The sequence below is a fragment of the Candidatus Leptovillus gracilis genome (genome assembly GCA_016716065.1).
GTDB lineage: Bacteria > Chloroflexota > Anaerolineae > Promineifilales > Promineifilaceae > Leptovillus > Leptovillus gracilis.
In genome coordinates, this window is the sequence record JADJXA010000011.1 from 141,812 (window position 1) to 156,744 (window position 14,933).

Annotated in this window: 12 protein-coding genes; 1 reads left to right on the forward strand and 11 read right to left on the reverse strand. The window is 58.9% G+C overall.

The window, feature by feature from the left end; all coding sequences use genetic code 11:
* Positions 1–130: 130 nt before the first annotated feature.
* From IPM39_21690 to IPM39_21740, 11 genes are all read right to left on the reverse strand, one after another.
* Positions 131–1,600 carry a peptidase S10 gene (locus IPM39_21690; protein MBK8988649.1) on the reverse strand — a complete coding sequence of 490 codons (1,470 nt, stop codon included), beginning with the start codon at positions 1,598–1,600 and terminating at the stop codon, positions 131–133.
* 304 nt (positions 1,601–1,904) lie between these two features.
* Positions 1,905–3,095, reverse strand: a complete 1,191-nt coding sequence (locus IPM39_21695; GenBank protein MBK8988650.1) for an SPFH domain-containing protein — start codon at positions 3,093–3,095, stop codon at positions 1,905–1,907.
* A gap of 53 nt (positions 3,096–3,148) precedes the next feature.
* Positions 3,149–4,486, reverse strand: coding sequence for an AI-2E family transporter (locus IPM39_21700; GenBank protein ID MBK8988651.1), 1,338 nt, complete (start codon positions 4,484–4,486; stop codon positions 3,149–3,151).
* Between the two features lie 114 nt (positions 4,487–4,600).
* Positions 4,601–6,028 carry a phosphoglucomutase/phosphomannomutase family protein gene (locus IPM39_21705; protein MBK8988652.1) on the reverse strand — a complete coding sequence of 476 codons (1,428 nt, stop codon included), beginning with the start codon at positions 6,026–6,028 and terminating at the stop codon, positions 4,601–4,603.
* 255 nt (positions 6,029–6,283) lie between these two features.
* Positions 6,284–7,600: an MFS transporter gene (locus IPM39_21710; GenBank protein ID MBK8988653.1), complete on the reverse strand. Its 1,317-nt coding sequence runs from the start codon at positions 7,598–7,600 to the stop codon at positions 6,284–6,286.
* Positions 7,601–7,619: 19 nt separating this feature from the next.
* Positions 7,620–8,345, reverse strand: coding sequence for a class I SAM-dependent methyltransferase (locus IPM39_21715; protein ID MBK8988654.1), 726 nt, complete (start codon positions 8,343–8,345; stop codon positions 7,620–7,622).
* Positions 8,346–8,400: 55 nt separating this feature from the next.
* On the reverse strand, positions 8,401–8,874 hold the full coding sequence (locus tag IPM39_21720; protein MBK8988655.1) for a hypothetical protein: 474 nt from the start codon (positions 8,872–8,874) through the stop codon (positions 8,401–8,403).
* Positions 8,875–8,898: 24 nt separating this feature from the next.
* Positions 8,899–10,290, reverse strand: a complete 1,392-nt coding sequence (locus tag IPM39_21725; GenBank protein MBK8988656.1) for a hypothetical protein — start codon at positions 10,288–10,290, stop codon at positions 8,899–8,901.
* Positions 10,287–11,594 carry a hypothetical protein gene (locus tag IPM39_21730; protein ID MBK8988657.1) on the reverse strand — a complete coding sequence of 436 codons (1,308 nt, stop codon included), beginning with the start codon at positions 11,592–11,594 and terminating at the stop codon, positions 10,287–10,289. The genes IPM39_21725 and IPM39_21730 overlap by 4 nt, the downstream gene beginning before the upstream one ends.
* Before the next feature lie 73 nt (positions 11,595–11,667).
* Complete coding sequence (locus tag IPM39_21735; protein MBK8988658.1) at positions 11,668–13,287, reverse strand: radical SAM protein; 1,620 nt, start codon at positions 13,285–13,287, stop codon at positions 11,668–11,670.
* Positions 13,281–13,622 carry a hypothetical protein gene (locus IPM39_21740; protein MBK8988659.1) on the reverse strand — a complete coding sequence of 114 codons (342 nt, stop codon included), beginning with the start codon at positions 13,620–13,622 and terminating at the stop codon, positions 13,281–13,283. Before IPM39_21740 ends, IPM39_21735 begins: the two co-directional genes overlap by 7 nt.
* Before the next feature lie 240 nt (positions 13,623–13,862).
* Here IPM39_21740 and IPM39_21745 point away from each other — a divergent pair, with 240 nt between their 5' ends.
* The gene (locus tag IPM39_21745) at positions 13,863–14,870 is read left to right on the forward strand and encodes an Rpn family recombination-promoting nuclease/putative transposase (protein ID MBK8988660.1); all 1,008 of its coding nucleotides are present in this window, start codon (positions 13,863–13,865) and stop codon (positions 14,868–14,870) included.
* The last annotated feature ends 63 nt before the right edge of the window (positions 14,871–14,933 follow it).

The window sequence follows — 14,933 nt, forward strand, 5'->3', positions numbered from 1 at the left end:
AGAGTATTGCCCGAATTCTTCCTCTCGCTCTCGCTCTCACTCTCGCTCTCGCTCTCGCTCTCGCTCTCGCTCTCGCTCTCGCTCTCGCTCTCGCTCTCGCTCTCGCTCCTGATAAACCTGGCAGGTTTGTTTACGTTACGGCCGTTGCCAGCCACGCCGCCATATCTTCCTTCAACTGCGCCAGCGACGGCCGGTGAACATACATCATGTGTCCTGCTTCATAATACGTCAGATGCACATTGGCTTGCAACTCAGCTGCCAGCCCCAGGTGGTTGACAGTGTAGCGCGTCGCCAGGTAGGGCGTCGCCAGGTCATAATAACCGTTGGCGATAAACACCTTCAGGTGTGGATTGATGCTGATGGCCTTGCGCAGTGTTTCGGCCACGTCTACAAAGCGGTTTTGGTGTGGTTCATAGTTCCAGGGCCACACCCGCCCCGTCAAGATTTCATAGGGCAGGTCGCTCTCGAATTGCAGGTCGCGGCGCATGTAGTCGTTGAGGGTGGCGGTGTAGGGTCCCTGAATCGCCGCATAACTGGGGTCGAATTCAGGATATTCGCCAACGCCGTCGCGGTCTACGCCGGTGAAGCGCGTATCCAGCCGCCCAACGGTGCGCCCCTGGGCGCGCAGCAGCTCTTTGCAGAAGCGGTGGATTTCCAGGCGCAGGTCGGCGCGTTCGATGTATTCGGCTGAGAGGCCGGTGTAGCGGGCTAATTTTTGGGCAACGGCCGTGCGCGTTTCAGCCGGCAGCGCTGCGCCTTGCATGAGGGCCAGGGTGTATTCGCCCAGAGCAAATTGCTCCACTTCGGCCAGGGTGTGGCGCAAATCAGCTTGCAAGTCTGGGCTGAGACGGCCGTGATACCAGGCCGTCGCCGCATATGTCGGCAAAAACAGGGCGTAGGGCAAATCGTTGCCCGGCGTAAAGTAGGCCGTCTGGAAGTTGAGGATGGAGGAGATGAGCAGGATGCCGTTCAGGTACATACCGTGCCGCTCCTGCAAATAACCAGATAACCCGGCCGAGCGTGTGGTCCCGTAGCTCTCCCCGGCCAGGAATTTGGGCGACGCCCAGCGCTGGTAGCGGCTGGTGTACAGCCGGATAAAATCGCCCACCGATTCGATGTCTTTCTGGAAAGCGTGGAACTCTTTGGGTTTTTCGCCGGGCACGGCGCGGCTGAAGCCGGTGCTGACCGGGTCTATAAACACCAGGTCGGTCTGGTCTAGCAGGGAATAATCGTTGTTTACCAGGCGATAGGGCGGCGGCGGCGCGTTGCCGTCTTCGTCAGCCAGCACCCGCTTGGGTCCTAGCAGCCCCAAATGCAGCCACACCGACGACGAGCCAGGGCCGCCATTGAAGGCGAAGGTGATGGGGCGCGTCGCCGGGTCGGCGTCTTCGCGGGTGTAAGCCACAAAGAAGATGGCTGCCTTCGCTTTTTCGCCTTCGCTCTTGTCTTCCTTTTCATGCTCTTCTTTGAGGATGAGCGTACCGGTAGTTGCGCTGTAGCTCAGCCCTTTGCCGTTCAGGATCAAGCTGTGCCGGGTGGTAACGATTTTTTCTTCGGGGACAGGATACTTTTTTTCTTCTTTCGGCTCGGTTTCGGCCATGGGTTGCCTCCAGGGAATGTTTGGCTGTGCGGCCCACTTTGTAAGCGCGGCGCGCCTGATGACTGTATTGTGGCGAAAACGGCCGTACTATACAAATTTTGCAGCGACAGCCGTTCTCAGTTTGTCATGGTGTGGTGGTAAGGGGGAGACTGCACGCCAGGGAACGGCCGCAGCAGACAGCATTTTCCCGCGCCGTCTTGCCCAACAGAGGGGCAAGACAGGCGGGAGTCAAGGCGTGGGTGATTGGCAAAGAAGCTGCACCGCCTGTCCCGCCGCCTACAGCTGGATTTCAAAATGAGGGTTGCTACTCCGTTTCCTGTTCATCGTTTCCATCGGTCGGAGGAACCGGCGTGTCTTGCAAAATGTCGCGCACCAGAAAGGCGCGGGTTATATCGCTGGCGCTGCCGACTTGCAGCATGGCGCGGGTATTTCCAGCCAAAGAGCGAGACACTTCCAGGCGGGCCATTTCCATTTCCCAGGCCCACGCCTGCGGGTATTTGTTGATGCGCTCTTCTTTGCGCGCCAGGCGAAAATCTTCGGTTTCGGCTTCCGTTTCCTCTACACGCCGCCGCATTTCCGCTTTTTGCAGGGCGACGCGCAGTATCTCTTTTTCCCGTTCCACCTGGGCAATCACCTGCTGAAAGGTAAGGGCGTCGGCGTCTATCTGGCGGCGAATAGCCAGGGCTTGTATTTCTTGTTGTTCGGCCTGCTGCAAGACCGCCAGTTGGCGCGTTTCTTGGGAGCGCATGAATTCGGCCGGTGGCTGGGCAAAGGTGATCTCGATCTTCATCATCTCGACGCCGTAGTTGGCCATGTCGGCGTTCAGTAGTTCCAAAATGTGGCTGACATTGGTGTTTTCGAGGTCCATTACCTCATAAGAGGTAATGGTGCGGACGAAGGCACGGAGAGTGTCCTGGCAAACGGCTTGCAACACCTGGTCAAAATCCATAGCCGAGATGTTGAAGACAAATTGGTAAGGGTCGTGGATGCGGAAGGTGAATACGGTGTCTACCGTGGCGCGCACATTGTCTTTGGTCGGCGCGCCGACGATGGGGACATCGAACGGGATTTCGCGCTGTGTCACCAGGTGGGACACGATGATCCAGGGGGGCAGGATGGCCAGGCCGGGGTTTAGGGTGCGCACATAACGGCCGCCGCGGGTCAGCAGCGCTTTGGTTCCTTCAGGGACGCGCACCATGAAGGCGGGCAAAGCGCCGATCAGCAGCACGGCCGGGCCAACGATCAACGCCAGGGTGGTGAGGGCGGGCATGTTGAACAGCAGGCCCAGGAAGAGACCACCACCAAAGATGGCCGCGGCGGCGATGATCAATTCATTGCGAATGCGCAGCAGTTGGGTAGGAATCAGGATGATGGGCAGTTTGCCATTTTCATCGCGGGTGGAAAAAGCGATAGACGCCTCTTCCAGCGGCACGCGCGCCTGGGTCAGTTGGGAAAAGTCTGTAAACTCTTCGAGCATCGCTTCTTCTTCGGTCATGGGGGATTCCTCAGACATGATTTTATTGAAGGGGTAAAAGTTTAGGTACTGTTTCATGGGCGTTCATTCGGGTTGATTTGGCTGCTGCGGCGCGCGGCACGGCCGTGCCGGTAGGCGGCAGGTATGGTGGGCGAGGGGGCGCGTCTGGCAGGGCGCATCGGTTTGCGTTTGGGCAGCGCTTCGCCGGGCAGCAGGCCGGCCGGCCGCGGAGGTTCTTGGAAACGGCCGTACACATACAAAAACAGGTCGCGCAAAACAGACGTCACCGGCGCGGCAATAAACACCCACATGAAGCCAAACTGACTCAGGGCCACGATCACCATAATCAGCAAGGCTGGATGAACGCCGGCGGCGATTTGCTTGCGCACGCGCGGTTCGGCCGTCGCCCGCAAAAGCTGCTGCACCACCAGATATAGGCCCAACAGAATCAGTACCTCGGTGCTGCTAAACATGGTCATTCTGGTCAAAAAGATGACCATGATGACGATAATTGGTCCGATGGTGGGGATTAACTGCATGAACCCGGCAAAGAGGGCCGCGCCCAATTTAAAGGTGACACTCAGCGCCCCCACGTTTTCCAGGAAAACGAGGCCGATGTAAACAAACAATGTCACAAATAAAGCCAGGACCAACAGCCCCTGCACAAAAGCGCGAAAAGAGCGATCAAAAATGCGCCAGACAGCCATTGTATCGGCCAACCAGCGGCGCGGCAGCAGGCGGCGCAGCGCTCTGGCTCCTGCCTGCTGGTCTCTTAGCACCAACAGCAGCCAGGCCGGGATCGCCAGAAAACCGAGGACAAAACCGGCGGCGTTGAGCAGCCCAAACATGCCGTTAAAAATCAAATTGACGATGCGGTCCATGTAAGTGTTCGCATCAATGTCCACCTGCCCCAACAATTTTGTGGCGACGCGGGTGATGATTTCGCGTATCGGCGGCGCCAGATCGCTCAGGCTTTCATCTAGCTGGCTGATAGTGGCGTTTAACTGGTTCTCGTTGGGCAAAACGTCGTACAACATGAACGCCTGCCGCCCGGCGACGGTGACGGCCGCATAGAGGATCAGCGCCAGGAGCAGTAAGACAACCAGCAGCGCGGTGGCTACCGCAAAAGCGCGGGGCATGAATCTGTCCAGCCAATTGGTGAAGGGCAGCATGGCATAGGCGATGGCCCCGCCAATCAGAAAAGGCAGCAGGGCCGGCCAGGTAGAGGTGAACAGCCAGACTACGCTGCCCAAAGCGGCCGTTACCAAAAGAATGCGCGCCAAAGAGGCTGGGGTAATGCTTTTTATGCGCAGAACCAGTTGTTGCCACGCCTGACGCGATCTATCGGCCGCTTGCGCCCATTTTTCTTGTTCGGGATCCGCAGAGACTAACGGCATCTGTTCATCTTTCATGGTATGTGTGTGACCTTATGTTGTCATTGCCCTGGGATAATTGCGCTCAACTGCCAGTGCGATCATTTTACCATCATGCCGGTCATCGTGGTACACCTTTCCAGGCAAGAATTTCTATGCTTTCTGGGCCATCTCTTCGCCAAAGCCCAGAAGTGCTTTCACCCGCGTATCATCCGGCGCCTCGGCGTAAACGCGCAAGACGGGTTCCGTGCCCGACGGCCGTATCAGCAGCCAGCTCCCATCGTCCAGATAATACTTCACCCCGTCCACCGTCTGCACATCTTCGACTGCTACCCCGGCAATCGCCGCCGGGGCGGCATCCATCAGCAGTTTGACCATATCGGCCTTATGAATGGCCCGTTTCAGCTTCATATCCGTGCGGGCATACTGCGCCGGCCCATATTTGTCCAGCAAATCGGCCACCAATACGTGCAGCGGGGCCTGCGCCTCGGCCATCACCTCCAGCAGCAGCAGCCCCATTAGCACCCCATCCCCCTCTGGGATATGCCCCTTAATGCTGATGCCGCCTGACTCCTCGCCGCCCATCAGCACCCCATTGGCGATCATCAGGTCGGCGATGTGGTTGAAGCCCACCGGCGTCTCTACCAGCGGCAGCCCGTGGTCGGCGGCGATGCGATCAACCATGCGCGTGGTGGAAACGGTGCGTATCACCTTACCCGTCCAGCCCCGTTTCTCGATGAGATAACGCAGCACCAGGGCAAAAATGCGGTGCGGGTCCACAAACTCACCCCGCGCATCCACTGCGCCAATGCGGTCGGCGTCGCCGTCCGTGGCCAGGCCCACGTCCCAGTGTCCCCCCTGAATGGTAGACATCAGCAGCCCCAGATGTTGGGCGATGGGTTCGGGATGGATGCCGCCAAAGCCGGGATTCATCTCGTGGCGGATGTTTTGCACCCGCGTCCGACCGCGCGCCAACACCTCGCCAATCGCCCCACGTCCGGAGCCAAACATGCCATCCGCCACCACGCTTAGCTCGCCGCTGGAGATGATGTCCAGGTCTATCAGCGTGCTGAGATGTTCGTAATAGGCCCAGGCGGGATCAAACTTGCAGACCAAACCTTGTTTCATGGCCTCTTCCAGGTCCATGAGATTGGGGCCATGCACCGTTTCCAGATTACGGTCCAACAGGTATTCAACGCGCTTGTTTTGCGCCGGGGTGGCGCTGCCGCCGTAGCTGGCTTTGAGCTTGACGCCGTTGTAACGCGGCGCGTTGTGGCTGGCGGTGATCATCACCCCGGCCGTTGCCTTTTTGTGGACAACGGTGTAGCTGATGGCCGGCGTCGGTGTGTCGGCGCGGGCCAGCCAGGTTTGTATCTGGTTGGCCGCCATGACGCGGGCTACCTCATTGGCATAGCGGTCAGACAAAAAGCGGGTGTCGAAGCCAATGATGACGCTGGGGTTCGTGTCGTTTTGTTCACGGGTAAAGTCGGCGATGGCCTGGGCCACCAGGCGCAGATTGGCGAAGGTAAAGGTTTCGCTGATGACAGCGCGCCAGCCGTCGGTACCAAATTTGATTGTCATGCAATGCCCCCTTAAAAATAACGGGTCTCTGATGAATTCTGTGGCCCCCTCCCTAACCCCTCCCCCAGCGGGGGAGGAAACCGGCTCCTTCTCCCAAAGGGAGAGGGTTGGGGAGAGGGGTTTGCCACAGGAAAGCTCAGAGAACCAAAATAACAAGTGATAGAGTGGCGAGATTATTCTCTATCTCTTCACTCCGATTTTTATTCATGGCGGGGATTATATCCGCTTCTGTACGTGGATGCTTTGCGACGATGGTCATGTTGGCGTGTCGGCCGTTTGCCAGGGCGTGTGGTCTTCGCTGGTTTGGCCGAAAAAGCGCCAATACAGGTAAATTGCCACCACATAGGCCAGCATGGTTCCCAGGTAAATTGGCCCAAAACCGAAATTCAGTTGCAGCCAGCCGCTGACCATAGGGCTAAAGGCCCAGCCGAAGTTCCAACTCATGCTCACCAGGCTGGCGACTGTCGCCCGCGCCTCTTCGTCCACCTGTTCCATGACAAAGGTCTGGTAGACTGGGTTGCTCATGTTCATCAGCATCAGGCGCACCAGGTAAGCCAATGCGCTGACGCCAAACCAGGGGGCAAAACCCATTAACGCCAGGAATGGGATGGAGATCGCCTGCGACAGCACAACCACTTTCATTTTGCCGTAGCGGTCGGCCAGCGGCGGGGCCAGCAGCAGGCCAAAGGCCATCGCCAATGAACCAACGGCAAACAGGCCGCCAATCAGGCCATCGGAGGCGTTGTATTCGTGGCGGTAGAAGACGTTCATGAAGGGCATTAACAGCCCGGCGCCCAATGAGGTGACAAACATGGGGGCGATTAACTTGACCAGCAGCATCGGCTGTTGGCGGGCATACTGAAAGGGTGAAAGGCTTTTGCCCTGGGTTGCCTTGGCCTGGTTGGGGCGGCGAATGAACAGCAGGGGAATGATGGAGAGCGATGCGATACCGCCAACGACGGCCATCGCCAGGCCGTAGGCGGTGGCGCTGGTGGCGTCGGCTTGCACGGCCGTGCCCAACCACGTTGGCATCTGCCCACCCAACCAGTTCCCGGCAAAACCGGCGATCATCTGCACGCCAAAACTGAAGGAGAAAAGGTAGGTGCGCTCTTCGTGGCCGCTGTTTTCCATGAGGAATGGCCCCAGGGTGACGCCGGCCAGACTTTGGCCCACGCCGAGCAGGGCGCTGAGGACGTAAAAGCCCACGGGGTCGCGCCAGAACACTGTGCCGAATACGGCCGTTGTTGTCAACACACTGGCAATCATCAACGCCGTCTTGCGGCCCAAGCGGTCGCTAACATAACCGGAGGGCAGGGCAACCACCAGGGCCACCAGGTTGGTCACCGTCAGCAGGCGGCCCAGCACTGCCTCATTGAAGCCGAGGCTGAGGGCATAGAAGTTAAACAGCAGGCGGAAGATGCCAAAAGCCATGCCGTTGACAATGGTGTAGCCGAGATACAGCCGGGCATTGGGCGTAAACAAACGGATGCGACCCGCATAGGCGCGCAGGCCGTATTCCAGCCGGGCGGTCAGCCGTTCGGAAGTGGGTGTGAGAGGGGGTGGATTGATCATGGTGCGATGCTGTGGTGGTTTACGGCCGTTCCGCTGTGATGAGCAGGAAGGGCAGGTGGGCGATATGCTCCCAGGGCTGCGATAGATGGCGAGCGGCCGTTTCGGCCCGGTTTAGCGCCGCTTGTTCATCTGGCGTGAGGGGTAGGGTGCGTAAGAAGTCGAAGCGGGTGGGCGACGGCCGTTCCAGCCGTTCCAGTAAATCCACTGTCACCTCAAAACCCTGGGCCGCCAGCGCGCCGGGCAGTTTGCGGCCAACTGCCGGCTCCGCGCCGACCCGCCGCAGCGCCGTCAACCAGATGTCGCCGACGGCGCTTTCCGGGGGGTACTCCATCATGGCTGGGTAATCTGGCTCCAGGGCGATAAGGACGCCGCCCGGCTGCAGAACGCGATGAATTTGGGCGACGGCCGTTGCCACGTCCCCCACCCACAACAGCACACATTGGCAAAACACCAGGTCAAACGCGGCGCGTTTGAAAGGCAATGCCAGGGCGTCGCCGCCGACATTCAGAGCGGGGGTTTGGGCTAACGCTGCGGCAACGGCCGTTACTTCCCGGTCCAACGCCACCACCGACCCGCCGCCGCGCCGCGCCAATTCCCCCGTCACCGCGCCATAACCCGCCCCCAGGTCCAAAATCCGCCGCCGCCGCGCCACACTCACCCGGCGCAGCAGCCGTCCCCGCGCCGGGGCCAGCCAGTTGGCCTGCTCTGCCAGCAGTGGCTGCGCGGGGAGAGAAAATTCGTTCATTGCGGATTTCGAATTGCGGATTGCGGATTGCGCTGCCGCAACCCACCTTCCGCAATTACCTGCCGCCGCCGGCGCAGGCGCAGGCGCAGGCACAGCCGGCGCAGGCGCAGGCGCAGCCGCCGCCCGATGAACCGCCGCCGCCGCTGCTGCCCGACGAGGATGCCAGCGCCTTGAAAATGTCGCCGGTCACTTTGTCGGCGCCGCCCAGATTCACCACGCCGCCGGAGCCAAAGGGGGAGATGGCCGTCGCCATTTTACCGGCTGTGTTTTCCGTCCAACCGGCGAAGGAGGCGGCCACGTCGCCGAAGCTGGTTTTGCCGCCAGGGCCAGAGGAACTGCCGCCGCCGCTGGGCGCCGGTGTGCCCATGCCGCTGCCGCCAACATACGGCCGTACCCAGGTTGGATGATAGTTATAACCGCCGCGCCGGAAGACCGGCTCCGGGTTAGAATCCATGAGAATCCAGGGCCAGGTCCGGTCCAGATATTTTTCTAATTCGGGCACTTCGCCCATCCGCCGCGCCTCTTCCATGGCCCGACTGATGATTTTCTTCTACTAATCCTGCGTGTCGGACAAATCGAAGCCCTTCATCTTGTCCACCACGCTCTGGATGAGCTTCTTCATCGGCTCGTTGAAATCTTGTTTGTGGACCGGTTTGGCGGCGTTGTCTTGCAGTACATCCAACACATCATGTTCGTAATTGCGCAGCAGCACGCCGAACTTCTCGGCCACTTCGCGCCGGTCTTTGCGCCGTTTGGTGGCCGTTTCCGCTTTGACGATATACTCTTTTTCCACAGCTACCGTCAACGGCGAATCGTCTACCAGGCGCACCACCTTTTTGTCCAGCAGGCCAAACATGATCAGCAGCAGGATTTTGTTGAGCGGTGTTTCCAGCAAAACGGCCGCTTCCGGGGCGGTCAGGCCGCGCTTGATGCCGCCGCCTTCCACCTGAGCGATGGCCGGCAGGTAGGTGTCTTTGCGCTTACCCCGCCTTTTCTCCACGAACACCAGAAGCGCCACAGCCGGAATCCAGGCAAACAAGGAGACCAGCGGACTCATCATCAGCAGAAAGACCAGCCCGCAGGCCAGCAGAGCAAACACGGAAATGCCCGTGCCGCCGGAGAAGCGGAAGAAAGCGACGGCCATCAAGATGAAGGTAATCAGCCCAAAGGTCAGACCGACGGCCGGATTGTCTTCCAGCCATTTCAGGGTGATATCTAGCAGGCTTTGTTCGATCACCCGCGTCATGCCGCGCTGCGGGAAGGAGACGCCGACGCGGGTAGGGCCGGTAACTGTGCCTTCAGGGAAGCGCCAACCAACAACGGTATGCTCTTCAAAAATCGCCTTGTCGGTGAAGGGCACGTCCTGGTACAACACTTCGTCGGGTTGAATCTCCGGCAGCATGTGGACCAAAATCCAGACGTCGGTGCGGCCGCGCACCACGGAACTATCGAACCAGGTGGGGGTGATTTGCAGCGAGGCAAAGCCATCCTGGGTGGTGTCCTCGTAAACCATGTCGGGCATGGTAAATTCGACGTGCAGCGTGCCGGTTGCGCCGCTGGGGATGGTGGCGCTGTCCAGGTGAATTTCGACGCCAGTGTCTATGTAGGTGGAATCGCGGATGTCGGTGAGGGAACGGCCGTCCACCGACGCGCTGAAGTTGCTGATATTGTACCTTTTGTTCGGCGTGCCAATGTCCACCACATCTATGGCGCTGCCATAATTCTCAAAGGTGATGTCGTAGATGATGCGCACCGAGGCGTCTGGCTGCACAAAAACCTGCATCCGCAGTTCGGGTACGGCAAAGCTGTAGTCCTGCGCCAGCGCCGCGGAAGCGGGCAGAAAAACCAACAGCAAAAGCAGCAGCAAAAACGCCACTAATCGCCAGATTGTGGATTTTGGATTGACGATTGACGATTGGCGATTGACGATTGACGATTTCTTCACAGGTCACCTCCTACGCCTTGCGCCCAACCGCTCGATTCACGAGGGCAGTCAGCTTCACAAATTACCAGCCCGGGGCAGTCCATACAGCGCGTTGGGGCTGTCACCCGTTTGCGGTAGCGCACAAACGCTTCATGCCGCCAGATGGTCGGCCAGGCATCGGCCAGCAAATTGCCGGCCGCCAGATACGGGCCGCGCGGCGGAATGACGTCGCCATTGGCTTCAATGCGCACAGCCGCATCGCCCGAACAGCGCGGTCCCTGGCGCACCTGCTCCGCCAACGTCTGGCGCGGGTCGCGCTGCACCGGCGGCTGCCAGATAAAACGCACAGCGGACTGATGGGCGATCTCCTCGACCCAGGTGGCCGTCTGGGGCATGGCCTGGGCGGTCAGCGCCCCAGCGCGTTCGTCGTCGGACATGCCTTCTGGGGCGACGATGGCGAAAAAGGAGAAATTGCTTACCCCGGCATTCTCCAAATGGGTCAGCGTTTCACGCAGCACGTCCAGCGTGCTTGCCACCAGCGGAATTTCGGCGACGGCGCAGCCTTCTTGCGCCTGAATGGTGGCAAACAGGTCGGCCATTAGAGCGTGGTCGCCGGCGCCAACGAGGGAATCGTGAACGGCCGTGTCCGCTGCCGCATAAAGCACTGTCACATGGTCCACGCCGACCTGTTCCAGGTCGGCCAACAGGCCCGGCCGGCGCAAATCGGTCGCCCGGCCGCGCACCCCGGCGATGAAGCCCAGGTCTTCGGCGCGTTCCACCGCGCCAACCACCCAGGCCGCGTCGGCCTGCTCCGGCAGCAGGAAAGTGACATGGGGAATACCCACGTCCCATAGTTTGTCTAACAGCGGCCTGATTTGTTCCGGCGCGGCCAGGGGGATGCTGGCTTCCAGCGGGGCCATGAGCTGCGATTCAAACACATCCACCCTGATTTCGTTGAAGTTGATGATCGGGTAGTTGTCTTCCGGCGAGGCCAGCGTGGCGAGGAGGCCGCGCACGCGCTGCAAATCGGCGGCAATGGTCTCCTTGGCCGCCCCTTGATAGCGGCTCAGCACATCGTCCAGCACCGTGTTCGGCGTCGCGCCGTCCAGCAGTCCCTTGACCATGACAACGCCGGCCGGGTTGAGGCGGGCGGCGGCGCTGGCGTTGGCTAACAACATACCCTGGCCGTCAGGCTCCACGCGCAGGTGGAAGCGGGTGATGGAACCGTCTTCTTCATGGGCGTAGGGATAGAGACCGGGCCTAATGGGTTGAGGCGGTTTGCGCCATTGGGGGATCATCCAGCGGAGGAGTCGTTCTTTGTCCATGTTTGGTGTCCAGTGTTCAGTATCCAGTGTTCAGTGTTCAGTTTACGGGATACTGAATACTGAACACGGGTTACTATAATAAAGAAATGCTGTCTAGTGAAATGAAAGATGTTTGCTTAATGTCGCTGCCGGAACGGCCGCTGCCATTGCCGTCGCCGGTTCCGCAGCTGCCGCAGGACAAACTTTCTTGTCCGGCGACGCGCACGCCATCGCGGGCTTCGCGCTCGATGCGGCAGCCGCCGCCGCAGAGCGGTAGGTCGGGGCACTGCCAGCACTTTTGCGGCAGACCGGCCCAGGCGGGGTCGTCCTCGCGGTCGCGGAAGCTGCGAAACAGCTCGCTGCGCCAGATGGTAGACCATTCATCGCGCAAGATATTGCCCGCCGCAACATAGAAAGATTGGCAGGGCAGCACGTCGCCGTTCGGCTCGATGCAGATCGAATATTCGCCGGCGTTGCAGCGTTTGGCCCCAATTTCCAGCTCTACCGGCGACATGCGGCAGTATTCGGTGGGCGTGTACCAGAGGAACTTCATGCCCTTTTCGGCGGCGTGGTCGCGCACGCGCACCAACAGGGGCGGCATTTCTTCTTCGGCGATGGCGTTGGGGTCGGCAAAACCGCCGCCGCTGTAGATCATGCCGTTCATGGCGAAGGTGCGGATGCCCAGGTCGTAGAGGAAATCTATGATCTCTTCCACGTGGTCCATGTTGCGGCGCATGAGGGTGGTATTGGTGATGGCGTGCAAATTGCTGGCGACGGCGTTTTGAATGCCGCGCACGGTCTGGTGGAAAGAGCGGGCGTTCATCACCGCGTCGTGGATGTCCGGGCGGCTGGAGCCGAGGGTGATCTGCACGTGGTTCAGCCCGGCGGCGGCGAGTTGGTCTACATAGGGTTGGTGGGCGAGACGACGGCCGTTGGTGTTCATGCCTACCACGTGCCCCAGGTTATTCGCATAGCCAATAATGTCCAACAAATCGGGATTCAAAGTCGCCTCGCCGCCGGTGAGGATCAGGTGGGGCACGCCGACAGCATGGAGCCGGTCAATTACCTGCTGCCAATCGGTCAGGGTAAGCGAAGGCATGTCGAAGCGGTCTGGCTCGTTGTAACAGTGGTTGCAGGCGTTGTTGCAGCCGTAGGTAATGGCCAGGTCGGCTTTGTACGGCGCGTCGGCGCGGTGGCTGAACAAAGCTGTGCGCTGCAAATCTTGCACGGCGCAGGTGGGGCAGCCGGTTTCCGGGGCGCGGAACCGTTCAACCATGGTGTAAATTTGGGCCATTTCGGCCTGCATCTGCGGCCTGTCGGCGGGATGCAGGCGGCGCGCCAGGGCCGCTTCGGCCTGGTGTTGGGGGACTTCGCTCAGGGCCAGGAAAGCCATCTCGGCGGCGGTGGGGTTCAGGTGGATGACGTCGGTCACGTCTATGAAAAGCGTGCCGGAGCCGTCGCTTTCCTGGCGGAAGTGGATGCGTTTTTGCCCGCCGTTCAGGGGGACGTTGAAGGTGTTCATGCCGGGGGCGGGGATCGGTAGTTCGCTAAAGGCGGCGCGGAAGCTCCCCCAATCGCGCCGCAAGCCCTGCCACAAGCGCTGTGCCAGGCTGTTACCATCTAGTGGGACGCGGATGGACGCGGATGGCACGGATGAAGAAGCAAATCCGTGTTCATCTGTGTTTACCTGCACTCTATTCTTCTCTTCTACCATTTGGGTTTTTCCTCGAATTGGTAGCTGGCGCCGCAGTATTCGCAGTTGACAAAGATGGCCCCGGCTTCCACGCGGATGGACTTTTCGCTGAGGGCGCCGTCGCAGTTTTGGCAGCGGATTTGCTGCAAGTCTACGTCGCCGCTGAGGTCAATTTTTTGCACAATGGTGGTCTGGCTGGGCTGGGGTTTGACGCGCACCATGTAGACAAAAACGGCCGCCGCGCCTAATAAAATCAGGCCAACGACGATGCGAATGATCTGCCCCTGGGAACCGGCGATGAAGACGAAGCCAAAGAAGGCCAGGGCAGCAGCGACGAGATAGGAGACAATTTTCATGAAGAACCTCCGAGAGAATGGTGAATTGTGAAGTGATGCAATGAATCGCAATGTACCATCCAAAATCCGAAATCCGAAATCCGAAGGCCATTGTATCACGTCAGTGGGGTTGATGATAATAGGGATGGGGGAACGGCCGTAGTGTATTCCATCATGCGGCCTGGGGATGAATGTCATTTCCTGAAATTTCATGATACTATTTGTATTGGTCAGGGTAGATGATGGGAGAGGGTAGAAAGCATGAGTGAACTTGGCAATCCGCACGACCGATTTTTTAAGGAAGTTTTCGCGCGCTTGGGTGTGGCCCAAGATTTTCTGCGCCACTATTTACCGGAATCGGTGGCGCAGGCCTTTGACCTGTCTACACTGGAATTACAACCCGATTCGTTTGTTGACGCGGCGCTGCAAGCCCATTTTTCTGATATGCTGTACAAAGTACGGTTGCGCGATGGCCCTGAAACATTGGTGTATGTTCTGTTTGAACACAAAAGCTATGCTGATCCACTGATTGCCTGGCAGCTGCTGCGATACATGACGCGAATTTGGGAATTATCTGTGAAGCAACGAGATGGGTTGCAGACGGTGTTTCCATTTGTGGTGTATCACGGCCGTTCCAAATGGCAGGTAGCAGATAATTTTCAGGCGCTGCTAAAGGTAGATGCGCGGTTAACGCAGTTCGTACCGCAATATCATTATTGGTTGTGCGACCTGTCTGAGTTTGATGACGATGAGCTTAAAGGTGAGTTATTCCTCCAAATAGCGCTGCGTCTGTTAAAATATGTGTTGCGAGATGAACTCGCAGAGCAACTGCCGGGCATTCTGGCGTTGTTTCAACGATTAGGTCGGCAGCAAACAGTGATAGAATATTTGGAAACGGTACTGAGGTATCTCTCAACCGGAACAGACAAGGTCGGCGACGAGGATATCCGGGAGGCTGTTCACAGCGCGTTTCCAGAGGAAGGTGAAGCAATTATGGGCACATTGGCGGAGAAATGGCTGCAACAAGGCCATCAGCAGGGATTGCAGCAGGGATTGCAGCAGGGATTGCAGCAAGGAGAACAACAAGGATTACGTGAAGGGTTGGTTGCCGGGCTGGAACTGGGATTGGAATTAAAATTTGGTAACGAAGGGGTACGCTTGCTGCCGGAAATTTATCGCATTGAAGACGTGAACATTCTGCGGGCTGTTCATGAAAGTTTGAAGACCGCGCGGACGATAGAAGATGTGCGGCAAGTTTATGCCTTTTGAAGTCGGCAAGGGCCGCAGTGACTTCTATTAACAGAAACAACATGAATAATGACTTGTCCCAGA

What these genes read in the sequence shown, in the direction of transcription:
- IPM39_21690 (MBK8988649.1), bottom strand. Translation starts at nt 1,600, where the DNA reads ATGGCCGAAACCGAGCCGAAAGAAGAAAAAAAGTATCCTGTCCCCGAA.
- IPM39_21695 (MBK8988650.1), bottom strand. Translation starts at nt 3,095, where the DNA reads ATGACCGAAGAAGAAGCGATGCTCGAAGAGTTTACAGACTTTTCCCAA.
- IPM39_21700 (MBK8988651.1), bottom strand. Translation starts at nt 4,486, where the DNA reads ATGAAAGATGAACAGATGCCGTTAGTCTCTGCGGATCCCGAACAAGAA.
- IPM39_21705 (MBK8988652.1), bottom strand. Translation starts at nt 6,028, where the DNA reads ATGACAATCAAATTTGGTACCGACGGCTGGCGCGCTGTCATCAGCGAA.
- IPM39_21710 (MBK8988653.1), bottom strand. Translation starts at nt 7,600, where the DNA reads ATGATCAATCCACCCCCTCTCACACCCACTTCCGAACGGCTGACCGCC.
- IPM39_21715 (MBK8988654.1), bottom strand. Translation starts at nt 8,345, where the DNA reads ATGAACGAATTTTCTCTCCCCGCGCAGCCACTGCTGGCAGAGCAGGCC.
- IPM39_21720 (MBK8988655.1), bottom strand. Translation starts at nt 8,874, where the DNA reads ATGGAAGAGGCGCGGCGGATGGGCGAAGTGCCCGAATTAGAAAAATAT.
- IPM39_21730 (MBK8988657.1), bottom strand. Translation starts at nt 11,594, where the DNA reads ATGGACAAAGAACGACTCCTCCGCTGGATGATCCCCCAATGGCGCAAA.
- IPM39_21735 (MBK8988658.1), bottom strand. Translation starts at nt 13,287, where the DNA reads ATGGTAGAAGAGAAGAATAGAGTGCAGGTAAACACAGATGAACACGGA.
- IPM39_21740 (MBK8988659.1), bottom strand. Translation starts at nt 13,622, where the DNA reads ATGAAAATTGTCTCCTATCTCGTCGCTGCTGCCCTGGCCTTCTTTGGC.
- IPM39_21745 (MBK8988660.1), top strand. Translation starts at nt 13,863, where the DNA reads ATGAGTGAACTTGGCAATCCGCACGACCGATTTTTTAAGGAAGTTTTC.